The sequence below is a fragment of the Streptomyces naganishii JCM 4654 genome, assembly GCF_014650575.1.
In the GTDB taxonomy this organism is placed as follows: Bacteria; Actinomycetota; Actinomycetes; order Streptomycetales; family Streptomycetaceae; genus Streptomyces; species Streptomyces naganishii.
In genome coordinates this window covers 100,872-112,464 of sequence record NZ_BMVF01000021.1, presented here as the reverse complement: position 1 = coordinate 112,464, position 11,593 = coordinate 100,872, and the positions used below count along the sequence as shown (strand labels likewise).

The window sequence follows — 11,593 nt, the reverse complement described above, 5'->3', positions numbered from 1 at the left end:
TCTGCCGGGCGTCCCCACCCGGTCCCGTGACGTGGGCATCAGCTACGGCCTGGTGACAACCGGCGCCTGCCTGCTGACACTCGTCGACGGCCCGCTGCGGCGTTACGGCCTGCCCCTGCTCGCTGCGGCGCTGACGGCCGCGGTGCTGTACGACCAGAAACTCGCCGACGTCGGCCACTTGACGTCCTTCGCTCTGGGCTGCCTGGCCGCGCGTACGGCATGGCCGCGTACCCCGTCCGGCCCGGTACGCACGAAGCCCGTCCCACCGGGTCCCGGCGGCGCCGACGCACTGCCGAGCGGGAGTCCCCCGTGAGGAAAAAGGGCACCGGTACGCCGGTGCCGTACCGAACCCGTACGTCGCCGTACCGGCTGCCTTCCCGGCCCTCGACCCGACCGGGCCGGCACTGCCGGCAGCGGCGCTCGCGCCCCGCTTCGCCGATCACGGGACGTATCGAGCGGGGAAACCACCGGACACGTCTGTCCTCCATGTCACCGATGCCGCCCAGCAGTTGACCGAAGCGAGGGCACAAGGGCCGCGGCGACGTCCTCCGGCTTCCGGGGCGAATAGCGGTGCGCTCGTTGAGGTCTCAGGGTCTGAAACCTCGGTTCCGGGGCCGCACCGGTGTGGCGCGGCCTGCCGCAGTCCGCTGGCGGACGGTCAGGGCTGGTCGGACAGAAAGGCGGTGGTGCGGACGATGTCGTCGCACTCCGCGAAGTTGCCGCCGCCGTCGCCCATCTCGACCTGGAAGCGGCCGCCGGCAGCACCGACGACGAGGGAGGGCGGTGCTGCGGGCGTGGCGCCGGAGGGGCAGTATCCGTCGGCTTCGCCCATGACCTCGTGGAAGGTGAGCTTCAGATAGGCCCGGCCGCCCGGCGCCAGGCGCACGGGGTGGGCGGTGCCCTCAGGGGTGACCTTCAGCGGTCGGCTGCGAGTGGGGTCGCCTTGTCCAGCGATCGCCACGGTGGGGAAGCCCTCGATCAGGCAGGTGCGGCTGCCACTGTTGGCAAGGTTGAGCAGGACGCCGTACGTGTGGTCCGGGTTCGGCTCGAGGCCGTGTGCCGCGGACGGGGTCAGTGCCCCGGCGGCACAGGCGGGCGTGGCGGATGTGGTGCCGTGCGATGTGGGAAGCGGGGCGGGCGAGGCCGGCCGGGAGGCCGCACCGGCGGGAACGGCGGACGGGGAGGCGCCGCTGGGGGACGCCGCGGAAGAGGAACCGCCGTCGGCCGGCGTGGAGGCGGGGGCCGCTCCCGTCGAGCCGCCGCCCGACTGGCATGCGGTGAGCAGCATGCAGGAGGCGAAAGACGGGGAGTCGGGCCTGCTGGGCAGGCTTGCCGCGCAAGGGCCGGCGGTGGCGGCGTTGGCTCTGCCGGAGCCGGCTACGGACGCGGCGTCGCCCTCCGGCGCGCCTCGCCGGAACACCGGACCTGCGTCAGGGCAGTCAACCCCGAAGAGGTCGCCGCCTTCCGGTGGCGAGCCTTGCCAGCCGCCTGTGACGGCTGGAGCCGCCCGCACTGCCCCGCCATCGAGAGGCCGCCCGTCCCCTGCCCGAGCTGGTGGCCGCCCGCACGCCGTTCGAGGAGGCCCTGAACGCGTCACGCCGTTCGAGGAGGCCCCGAATGGGTCAGGGAGTACCGTCGGGGTGCAGTCGGCCCAGGAGTTCGTAGAGGGCGCGGCGATCGTCGTCGTCGAGGCGGTTGAAGGCTGCCGAGGTGGCCCGCATGCCCGCGCGGATCAGACGGACGACCTCCACACCCTTCTCCGTGGCGACCACGTTCTTGACCCGGCGGTCGCCCGGGTCGAGGTGCCGCGAGACCAGGCCCTGGGCCTCCAGGCGGTCGACGAGACCGGTGATGTTGGAGGCGTCGCAGGCCAGCAGTCCCGCGAGGGCGCGCATGGGCAGGGGCTGCCGCAGCAGGGTGAGCATCTTGGCCTGCGCCATGGTCAGACCGTGCTCCGCAGCGGACGCGGTGAGGTCCCGGTAGTAGCCGGCAGCGGCACGCGCCAGACGTTCCATGAGCTCGACGTATGTGGGACCGCTTCTCTGCGGGTCAGGGGCGCCGGCGGTCTCGTGCGCGGCGGGAGTACGGGGCATGGAGTCCAGTCTAGGTCAAAGTCAAAGGTTGACTTCCTAAACCTTTGAGTATTACCGTCATTGCTCGTGACTTGGATGCATTACGCAACTACCCGCCCGTTACCGGCTCCGGGCTTCGGTCCTGTACCCCGCCGCGAAGAGAGCTCCCGTGTCCCCCACCGCTGCCCCGTCGCCCAGCCGACACCGACATGAGATCCCAGTCATCCTCGTCCTCAGCCTCGCCGCCGTGGTCGTGTCGATGATGCAGACGCTGGTGGTCCCCGTCCTCGGTCTGATCGGCACCAGCCTCGGCAGCAGCACTGCCCAGATCAGCTGGGTCACGACCGCGACCCTGCTCTCCGCAGCCGTCTTCACCCCTCTGCTCGGCCGGCTGGGCGACCAGCACGGCAAGAAGCCGACGCGCACTGCCCGATCACCGCGGACCTCGCCACACCCTCACCTGCACACCCCCACCGGATGAGGAAAAGCCCTCTCCGCACAGCACGAGCGCATCTTGAAGGAGCAACCATGCCCGCAGTCCTGTTCGTCGTCACCGGCTCCGATCACTGGACGCTCGCCGACGGCACCTCGCACCCCACCGGCTACTGGGCGGAGGAACTCGCCGCACCGCACCGGCTGTTCCGCGAGGCCGGGTTCGCCGTCACCATCGCCACTCCCGGCGGCGTCGCCCCGACCCTCGACGCCGTCAGCCTTGCCGCCGAGTCCACCGGGGGCAAGGAGCGGGCCGACGCCATCGCCGGGTACCTGGCCTCCATCCACGCCGACCTGGAGAACCCCGCCAAGCTCGAGGACGTCGACCTCGACGCGTACGACGCCGTCCTCTACCCCGGTGGCCACGGCCCCATGGAGGACCTCGCCGTCGACCCCGCCTCCGGCCGCCTGCTCACCGCGGCGCTGGACTCCGGCAAGCCGCTCGCGGTGCTGTGCCACGCCCCCGCGGCTCTGCTCGCCGCCCGGCGCGAGGACGGCAGCTGGCCGTTCACGGGATACCGGATGACCGGTTTCACCAACACCGAGGAGGCGGCGGCCGGTTTCGCCGACAAGGCCAAGTGGCTGCTGGAGGACCGCCTGGTGGAGCTGGGGGCCGACTTCGCCGCCGCCGCCCCGTTCAGCGCGCATGTGGTGACTGACCGCAACCTCCACACCGGCCAGAACCCGGCCTCTTCCGAGAAGCTCGCCCAAAACATTATCGACGTCCTGAACCGCGGCTGAGAACTCCCGAAGCCGGCCCGTAGCCGCCCGCGCGACCAGTCCGGCCCGGACCGCCGCGCGGGCGGCCGCCGCCCCATCCACGCCACGCCGCGCCCCTGTGAGAGAACCATGAACCACCCAGTGCCCGAACCGCCCGCCGAACTCGTCGCCCGGCTGCGCGCCGCCTTCCGCGCCGGCACCACCAAGCCCGTGGCCTGGCGCACGGAGCAGCTGCGCCGGCTGCGCACCATGCTCACCGAGCAGGGTGAAACCTTCGCCGCCGTGCTCCACGCCGACCTGGGCAAGAGCTCCACCGAGGCATACAGCACCGAAGTCGACTTCGTCATCCGCGAGATCGACCACACGCTGGAGCATCTCGACACCTGGCTGCGCCCCGAGCCGGCCCCGGTGCCCGCGTTCCTGGGCGAGGCAAGCGCCTGGACGCAGTACGACCCGCTGGGCGTCGTCCTGGTCATCGCGCCCTGGAACTACCCGGCGCAGCTGCTGCTGGCCCCGATGGCCGGTGCCCTGGCCGCCGGTAACGCGGTGGTCGCCAAGCCCAGCGAACTGGCCCCGGCCACGTCCGCCGCCCTGGCCCGCCTCCTGCCGCAGTACCTCGACACCGACGCGGTCGCCGTGGTCGAAGGCGGGGTACCGGTGACCACCGCCCTGCTGGAGCAGCGCTTCGACCACATCTTCTACACCGGCAACGGCACGGTCGGCCGCATCGTGATGGCCGCCGCCGCCCGGCACCTGACACCCGTCACCCTCGAACTGGGCGGAAAGTCACCGGCGTTCGTGGACCGGGACACCGATCCGGACGCCGTCGCCGCCCGCCTCGCGACCGGGAAGTTCCTCAACGTCGGCCAGACCTGCGTCGCGCCCGACTACGTCCTCACCGACCCTGAGACCGCGCGGACGCTCGAGGGAGCGCTGGCCAAGGCCGTGGAGAACATGTACGGAGCGGACGCCTCCGCCTCCCCCGGGTACGGCCGTATCGTCAACGAGCGCCACTTCGACCGGTTGGTCGCCCTCCTCGGCTCCGGCCGCCTCGTCACTGGCGGCGCGCACGACCGCGAGACGAAGTACATCGCTCCGACCGTCCTGGCCGAGGTGTCGCCGGACGCTCCCGTCATGCAGGAGGAGATCTTCGGCCCGATCCTGCCGATCGTCGAGGTGGCCGGGCTCGACGAGGCCATCGCCTTCATCAACGGCCGCGACAAGCCCCTGGCCCTCTACGCGTTCACCGAATCCGACACCACCCGGGAACGGCTGGCAGCCGAAACCTCCTCCGGTGGCCTCGGGTTCGGCCTGCCGGTGGCCCATCTCACCATCCCCGACCTGCCGTTCGGCGGCGTCGGGGAAAGCGGGATGGGCAGCTATCACGGCCCCTACTCCATGGCGACCTTCAGCCACCGCAAGGCGGTCCTCTCCAAGCCCCTCGGCTGATCCCGTTCCCCCGGCCGTTCGGTACGCGGCCGGGGGAAGTTCCTCAGACGCGGTGATCACAGGTGGCCGTGTCATGCGGTGCAGGGGAATCTGCGGCCATCACCACGGCAATACCGGAGACGGCGGTGCCGCGGCCCTCACCATCTCGTCGACGCCGGTCAGACGGCGCTGCCGCTCCTTGGCGATCTGCGGCTCCAAGCTGCCGGCGGTGTCCCGGGACACCCGGACCTCGACGGGGCCGACGTCGGTCAGCACGGTCTTGGCCCGGGTGCCGTTGCGGCTGTGCCGTTGTACTGCCCGGCTGGATCGTGCTTCTCGTAGCCGAGGTGATCGGTGATCTCGCCTTCCAGGGCGGACTCCAGCACCCGCTTGGTCAGCATCTGCAGCAGCCGCCCTCGCCGGTCAGCTGCAGCCCGTCCGTACGGGCGCGGTCCACCAGCATCGCCAGCCCCTCACGCTGGTCTCGTACAGTTCGTCCGGAGGGGGTGCTGCGTGGGCGTGACGGGTCAGGTAAGTCGCCGTCCCATCTTTGCTGACCGCCGGTTGTGTCCCTTCGTGTCCCACCACTCTTCCAGATGGGCGTGGACGAGGTGCACGAGCTGCAGCAGCCGGTCGGAGGGGGGTGCGGGCGAGGCGAGCACATCCGCCCAGGACTTGTCCTCCCAGGGCAGGGCGACGATCCACTGTTCATCCGGATGGTTCTGGCGTCTTACGGTCAGCCAGTACCTCAACGTCACGCTGCGGTCCGGATGGTGCTCGATCGTCATTCTGATGACTTCGAACCGGAGTCCGTCAGCGGTGGCGTACGAGCGGCTGAGAGCCTGCTCGGCTGGTGTCGGTTCCTCCACGGTAACCACCCTTTCACCTCGGCCCGCACCCCGACACCGTGTTCAGCAGCGAGCAGCGCCGGCGACGGCTGGCCGATCAACGTTGTAGGCCGTCAGGAGGTCGTTGCTCCCGGCCGGGGTACCGATGATGGTGCGGAACTTCTCCACTCGCGGACACTGATTGAGGTAGGTGGAGTAACCGCCGCGGCCGTTGGGGTCCCCGGTCCCGATGGCGGCGCTGATCTTCCGGTCCATCGTGCTGTTCCAGCCGTGGCCCGCCTTGATGTGCTTCCAGCCCCAGGTGGGTGTGCCACAGCGCAGGGTGTAGAAGGTGGGGGGGCCAACGGGCACCCGGCGGTAGTACTTCTTCAGGACGTAGGTGCGGCTGTGACTCCTGCACGTGGCGTCATAGCTGTCGGCCCGTGGTGTGACGGTGGCCCCGGATGCGGGGGACGCGGCGAACGCGGAACCGGCCGCCGGGATCAGCAGAGCCGATATGGCGGCAGTAGCAGCCAGCGCTGCCTTGGCCGCAGTGTTGTGAAGCATGGGTTCCCCTCTGTTCTCCCCGTGGTCAGCGAGGAGTTGGTGTACCAAGCGCCTCATTTGTGACGCCGCTTCACCGTTTCATCGCTGACCGCAGGTCGTCAACTGAATACATTCCGCTACACGACCGGCCCACCCGCCGTCAGACCAGCCAGCGGGAGTCGGCCCAGAGCGGCAGGAGCTTGAGCCGGGCCAGGGTTTCGGTGACGCGGCTTCGGTGGCCGTGGTGTGCTCCCCATGCCTCGCGCACCTGTGCCCCCTGCGCGATCCGAATGCCATCGACCTGCAAGGCGGGCGCGTGCGGTGCTGGCCACAGTCGGCAGGGGAGCCGACTGGCGCACCGCCACCTACGACCGGCGCCGACCTGCGGAAATGGTTACGTGGCAAACGGATCGGAGTACAGATCGCACGCAAAGGCATCGAATCCAGCGAACGCCGACCGGGCTTTATCTACCAAGATCGGCCAGGTCTGCCGATGGCTTTGAGAGTCTCGGGACGTTTGACGATTTTGCCCACGCTGTAGCGGGAGGGCGGTTCTTGGTCCCGGGCGGTCGTCCGGGACCGACGCCGCGTGGTTGGGGAACACGGGCGGGACAGGCGAGAGGTGGTCGATCTGTCCCCGGCTGAGTTTGGCGAAGCAGGGTTGGGCCATGATCCTGCGGAGTAGCGTTGGTGCCACGGGGCTACGGGGCATGGTCCTGAGAGGACGGGTGAAGTGCACTCTGTGCGGACGCAAGATGCAGCCCTCTTCGATCCGTGACCGCGTCTACTACCGATGCGAGTACAAGGAACAGGAAGCAGCCCTCTACCCCGGCCTCGACCATCCCCGCACCATCAACCTGCGCGAAGACATCGTCTGCCGGGCACTGGATGCATGGATCGCCCGCACCTTCGCCCCCAAGCGGCTCGCCGCCACGATCACCGCACTCAGCCAGGCCAGCATCGCGGCAAGCACCGCGCAGCCCCAAACCCCCGAGCAGGCCCGAGCCCGCCAAGCTCTCAAGGAATGCGAGCGGCGTCTTGCCCGCTATCAGGCCGCCCTCGACTCCGGAGCCGACCCAGCCGTCATCACCCAATGGATCAACGACGCACAACGCGACAAGGAAGCGGCACAGAAGAAGCTCGCCGCACTGCCCAACGCCACCCGAAAGAAGGAACCACCCCTCACTGCCGACCAGATCCAGGAGATCACTGAGAGACTCGGAGACATCGCACAACGTATCCAAGCCGCCGACGCCGAAAAGAAGGAGCCCCTCTACGAAGCCCTGGGCATCACGATCACATACAACAACGCAACAAGGACCGCGACCGTCAGGTCGAGGCCCTCGCTTGCGTATCGTTATAAGGAGTAAGGAGTGTCCGAGGGGGGACTTGAACCCCCACGCCCGATAAAGGGCACTAGCACCTCAAGCTAGCGCGTCTGCCATTCCGCCACCCGGACCAGGTGTCTATCGCCCTGCGGGGTGTTCCCCGGGGGGCGACATGGACAACCATACCAAGGTTTCGCGGTGCCTTTCACCTGCGTTTTCCGTGGGCTGAGGGGTGGCCGGGGAGGCGTTCGCGCGGGCCTGTACGCCTCGCGTACGCCTCCTCGACCGAGCGTCACGCCATGAGGTGGTAGTCGGGGAAGTTGCCCGGCAGGCGCTCGCCCGCCGGGCCCTGGGTGACGGCGCGGACCAGGAGTTCGCCGCCGACGAAGGCGCCGCGCCAGGAGGCGCCGAAGCCGCCGAAGAGTTCGTCGCGGTCGCCGCGGGAGCGGGGGCGACCGTGGCCGGTCTTGAAGGCGCGGACGTGGGGGGCCAGGCGGTCGAAGGTCGCGCGGTCGTCGGTGGACAGGGTGGCCACCAGGGCGCCGTTGGAGGCGTTCATGGCGGCGAGCAGTTCCGCCTCCGTGTCGACGAGGACGATCGTGTCGACCGGGCCGAAGGGCTCGGCGTGGTGCAGCGGGGAGGACGGGGGCGGGTTGAGGAGGGTGACCGGCTGGACGTAGGCCGAGGTGTCCTGGCCGGGCAGGAAGCGGGCGCAGGCCGCGCTGCCGCGGTGCAGGGGGATCGCGCCCCGGTCGACGGCCTCGGTCACCTGGTCGCGCAGTTCCTTGGCCTTGGCCGCGTTGATCAGCGGGCCGAAGTCCAGCTCGGGGTGGGGGTCGTCCGGCCGCTCCACGGCGAGCGGGTGGCCCACGCGCAGGCCGCGCACGGCCGGCAGGTACGCCGCCAGGAACCGGTCGAACAGGTCGCGCTGGACGACGAAGCGCGGGTAGGCCGTGCAGCGCTGCTTGCCGTAGTCGAAGAGTTTGGGGATGACGGCGGTGAGGGCGTCCCAGTCGCTGTAGTTCCAGATGCCCCAGGTGTTCAGGCCCTCCTGCTCCAGAATGTGGCGTTTGCCGAGGTCGGCGACCGCCGTGGCCACCGCGGCGCCGGTGTCGCGGCCACCGACGAAGGAGACGCAGCCGATCTCGGGCGCCCGCACCAGCGCCGAGGACAGTTCGCCGCCGCTGCCGCTGACGAGCGTGACGGGGACGCCCTCCCGGGCGGCCAGCGCGCAGGCCAGGGTCAGGCAGGCCATGCCGCCGTCGGTGGGGGTCTTCGCGATGACCGCGTTGCCCGCCAGGGCCTGCACCAGCATGGCGTGGACGAGGACGCTCATGGGGTAGTTCCAGCTGGCGATGTTCGAGACCGGGCCGTCCAGCGGGGAACGGTCCGCGATCATGGAGTCGATGCCGTCGACGTACCAGCGCACGCCGTCGATGGCGCGGTCGACGTCCGCCAGGGCGAGCCGCCAGGGCTTGCCGATCTCCCAGACCAGCAGCAGCGCCAGGAGCGTGCGGTGTTCGGTGAGGGCGTCGAGGGTGGCGGCGATCCTGGCCCGGCGCTCCGGCAGGGGGACGTGGCGCCAGGCCCGGTGCTGGTCGAGTGAGGCCCGTACGGCGCGCTCGGCGGTGGCGCGGTCCAGGCGGGGCGCTCCCGCTATGGGGGTGGCGTCGATGGGGCTGGTGGCGGGCAGGGCGCGGCCGTCGGTCCGCCAGGCGGCGTTCCAGAGGTTCAGTACGCGGTCGTCGCGGAACGCCTCGGGGGCCAGGGCCAGGCAGCGCCGCCAGGCGTCGGCGTAGGAGGTGCCCGCTTTCAGGGTGAGGGTGGGCTGCTCGGTGGGTGGTTGTGCCATCGCTGCTCCGCTTCCGGTGCACGGTCGGGGGCGGGGGTTCGCGGCTGTCGCTCGCAGCAGGGTGCGAGGACCTCGTCGAAAGACGCTAGTGAGCCGGCACAGCGGCGCACAGTGATCCAGCGTGGACTGTGAGTGAAGTTACTTCCCGGTTCGGGCAAGGCTGTCAGGACTGCGCCCGCTCGTGGCGGGAGGCGCGAATGTGCTCGGTGTGTTCCGTGTGTTCGCGCATGAGGCGGGTGGCGCGTTGCTGGTCGTGACCGGCGATGGCGTCGGTGAGCTCCCGGTGCTCCACCCAGGACTGGCCGACGCGCTGCCGGGCCACCGGGCTGTAGTACCAGCGCACCCGGCGGTCGACCTGGGCGGCGAGTCCGGCGAGGACGGCGTTGCCGGCCAGCTCCATGATCTTGGCGTGGAAGTGGGCGCTCAGCCCCAGGGCGGCGTCCGCGTCGTCCTCGGCGACGGCCTGCTCACCCCGCGCGCACAGTGAGCGGAGCGCCTCGACGCCGGCCTCGTCGGCGTGGGCGGCGGCAAGGCGGGCGGCCTCGGCCTCCAGCAGCGTGCGCACGGTGAGGAGCTGGCCGGCCTCCTCCTGCGTGGGCTCGTGCACGAACGCGCCCTGGGCGGGGCGCAGATCGACCCAGCCCTCGGTGTTCAGCCGCTGCAGCGCCTCGCGCACCGGCTGCCGGGAGACGCCGAGGTGTCCTGCGAGCTCGCTCTCGACCAGGTGCCGGCCGGGCTGCAGGGCCCGGGTGGTGATGAGTTCGAGCAGGGCCTCGTAGACCCTCTCGCGCAGCGGGCCGGGCCGGTCGAGCCTCGGCGCCGCACCCAGCGGCAGTCCTGTCGGCAACATCGCGGGTCCCCTCCTCGGCAGGGCCGTGCACAGCGGCCGGGGAGCCGATCGGCCCGTGGCCCGGCATCGATTGTCCTTCGTCTCCACGGCGCACCGGAGCGGTGATCCAAGGACGGCGGGCGCGTCGCACCGGGCGGTGCCGCGGCGTTCAGGGGCAGCGCACGACCTGCCCGGCGTAGGAGAGGTTGCCGCCGAAGCCGAACAGCAGCACGGGGTCGCCGGTGCCGACGTCGCCGCGCTCGACGAGCTTGGACAGGGCCAGCGGGATGCTCGCCGCCGAGGTGTTGCCGGACTCGCAGACGTCGCGGGCGACCACCGCGTTGACGGCGCCCAGCTTCTCGGCTAGCGGCTCGATGATGCGCAGGTTGGCCTGGTGCAGCACGACCGCGGCCAGGTCCTCGGGCCGGATGCCCGCCCGTTCGCAGGTCTGCCGGGCCAGCGGCGGGAGCTGGGTGGTGGCCCAGCGGTAGACGCTCTGCCCCTCCTGCGCGAACCGCGGGGGTGTGCCCTCGATGCGTACCGCGTGGCCCATCTCGGGCACCGAGCCCCACAGCACCGGTCCGACCCCCGGCTCCTCGCCGGCGGGGCAGGCCTCGAGCACGGCCGCCCCGGCGCCGTCGCCGACCAGCACGCAGGTGCTGCGGTCGCTCCAGTCGGTCACGTCGGACATCTTGTCGGCGCCGACGACCAGGGCGCGGCTCGCGGCGCCCGCGCGCACGGTGTGGTCGGCGGTGGCCAGAGCGTGGGTGAAGCCGGCGCAGACCACGTTGACGTCCATGGCGGCCGGGCGCGGGATGCCGAGCCGGGCCGCGACGCGGGCGGCGGTGTTCGGGGAGCGGTCGACGGCGGTGGAGGTGGCGACCAGGACCAGGTCGATGTCGCCGGGCGCGAGGCCGGCCGCCGCGAGCGCCTTGGCGGCGGCGTGCGCGGCGAGTTCGTCGACGGGCTCGTCGGCGCCGGCGATGTGCCGGGACCGGATCCCCACCCGGCTCAGGATCCACTCGTCGCTGGTGTCCACCATCCCCGCCAGGTCCTCGTTGGTGAGCACCTTGGCGGGCTGGTAGTGGCCTACGGCGGCGATGCGCGAGCCGTTCATCGGGTGGTCCCCCTCGTTGCCGTGGGTAGCGGGGTTCACAGTCTGATCAGTGACTCACCGGTAGCACGGCAGGCGAGGCCACAGGAATCGGGCACCCGCCTTGTGGGCTTCCGTCAGGTCCCACGCCTTGGCTCACGTCCGAGTCCGACACGCTCACGTCCGAGTTCCACACCCGCGCGGCGGGTACCTGGGACGAGACGGCGCAGACCCGCACCACCACGGTCTGCGCCCACCGCGCAGTGGGCCGCGATCTCACCCAGCACGTGCAGGACAATGAGATCGTCGAGGTCACCTCCCCGCACGACAACCCGGTGACCCCGCGGCAACCTCTGCATCAAGGGCCGTTTCGGCCGCCAGCACGTACAGAACCGGGGCTGATGAG

Annotated in this window: 10 protein-coding genes, 1 tRNA gene and 5 pseudogenes; 6 read left to right on the top strand and 10 right to left on the bottom strand. The window is 70.9% G+C overall.

What is annotated here, in order from left to right; genetic code table 11:
* Positions 1 to 313, top strand: a pseudogene (locus IE217_RS29440) (hypothetical protein); the annotation flags it as partial.
* 345 nt (positions 314 to 658) lie between these two features.
* Here the strand turns inward: IE217_RS29440 and IE217_RS29435 are convergent.
* The gene (locus tag IE217_RS29435) at positions 659 to 1,288 is read right to left on the bottom strand and encodes a DUF4232 domain-containing protein (protein ID WP_190180985.1); all 630 of its coding nucleotides are present in this window, start codon (positions 1,286 to 1,288) and stop codon (positions 659 to 661) included.
* A 334-nt stretch (positions 1,289 to 1,622) separates the two neighbouring features.
* The gene (locus tag IE217_RS29430; protein WP_229865683.1) at positions 1,623 to 2,093 is read right to left on the bottom strand and encodes a MarR family winged helix-turn-helix transcriptional regulator; all 471 of its coding nucleotides are present in this window, start codon (positions 2,091 to 2,093) and stop codon (positions 1,623 to 1,625) included.
* A gap of 148 nt (positions 2,094 to 2,241) precedes the next feature.
* On the opposite strand from IE217_RS29430, the pseudogene IE217_RS29425 reads away from it, so the two are divergent.
* From IE217_RS29425 to IE217_RS29415, 3 genes and pseudogenes are all read left to right on the top strand, one after another.
* Positions 2,242 to 2,493, top strand: a pseudogene (locus IE217_RS29425) (MFS transporter); the annotation flags it as partial.
* Between the two features lie 107 nt (positions 2,494 to 2,600).
* On the top strand, positions 2,601 to 3,305 hold the full coding sequence (locus IE217_RS29420; RefSeq protein ID WP_190180984.1) for a type 1 glutamine amidotransferase domain-containing protein: 705 nt from the start codon (positions 2,601 to 2,603) through the stop codon (positions 3,303 to 3,305).
* Positions 3,306 to 3,413: 108 nt separating this feature from the next.
* Positions 3,414 to 4,733, top strand: coding sequence for an aldehyde dehydrogenase family protein (locus IE217_RS29415; protein WP_190180983.1), 1,320 nt, complete (start codon positions 3,414 to 3,416; stop codon positions 4,731 to 4,733).
* Between the two features lie 138 nt (positions 4,734 to 4,871).
* Here the strand turns inward: IE217_RS29415 and IE217_RS29410 are convergent.
* The 4 genes and pseudogenes from IE217_RS29410 to IE217_RS34960 all read right to left on the bottom strand — a co-directional run.
* A pseudogene (locus IE217_RS29410) lies at positions 4,872 to 5,175 on the bottom strand (transposase); the annotation flags it as partial.
* 64 nt (positions 5,176 to 5,239) lie between these two features.
* Positions 5,240 to 5,581, bottom strand: coding sequence for a hypothetical protein (locus IE217_RS29405; protein ID WP_190180982.1), 342 nt, complete (start codon positions 5,579 to 5,581; stop codon positions 5,240 to 5,242).
* 42 nt (positions 5,582 to 5,623) lie between these two features.
* Positions 5,624 to 6,106: a hypothetical protein gene (locus IE217_RS34965; protein WP_229865682.1), complete on the bottom strand. Its 483-nt coding sequence runs from the start codon at positions 6,104 to 6,106 to the stop codon at positions 5,624 to 5,626.
* Between the two features lie 447 nt (positions 6,107 to 6,553).
* Positions 6,554 to 6,714: pseudogene (locus IE217_RS34960) on the bottom strand (NF041680 family putative transposase); the annotation flags it as partial.
* A gap of 39 nt (positions 6,715 to 6,753) precedes the next feature.
* On the opposite strand from IE217_RS34960, the gene IE217_RS29395 reads away from it, so the two are divergent.
* A complete protein-coding gene (locus IE217_RS29395; RefSeq protein ID WP_373298158.1) occupies positions 6,754 to 7,455 on the top strand; it encodes a recombinase zinc ribbon domain-containing protein in 702 nt (233 codons plus the stop codon).
* A 4-nt stretch (positions 7,456 to 7,459) separates the two neighbouring features.
* Here IE217_RS29395 and IE217_RS29390 read toward each other — a convergent pair.
* The 4 genes from IE217_RS29390 to IE217_RS29375 form a co-directional block, all read right to left on the bottom strand.
* Positions 7,460 to 7,544, bottom strand: a tRNA-Leu gene (locus IE217_RS29390).
* Between the two features lie 161 nt (positions 7,545 to 7,705).
* Entirely contained in the window at positions 7,706 to 9,265 is a 1,560-nt protein-coding gene (locus IE217_RS29385; RefSeq protein WP_190180980.1) for an aldehyde dehydrogenase family protein, read from the bottom strand.
* A gap of 163 nt (positions 9,266 to 9,428) precedes the next feature.
* A complete protein-coding gene (locus IE217_RS29380; RefSeq protein WP_190180979.1) occupies positions 9,429 to 10,115 on the bottom strand; it encodes a GntR family transcriptional regulator in 687 nt (228 codons plus the stop codon).
* A gap of 148 nt (positions 10,116 to 10,263) precedes the next feature.
* Positions 10,264 to 11,211, bottom strand: coding sequence for a beta-ketoacyl-ACP synthase III (locus tag IE217_RS29375; RefSeq protein ID WP_190180998.1), 948 nt, complete (start codon positions 11,209 to 11,211; stop codon positions 10,264 to 10,266).
* A 158-nt stretch (positions 11,212 to 11,369) separates the two neighbouring features.
* On the opposite strand from IE217_RS29375, the pseudogene IE217_RS29370 reads away from it, so the two are divergent.
* A pseudogene (locus IE217_RS29370) lies at positions 11,370 to 11,589 on the top strand (2Fe-2S iron-sulfur cluster-binding protein); the annotation flags it as partial.
* Positions 11,590 to 11,593 lie beyond the last annotated feature (4 nt).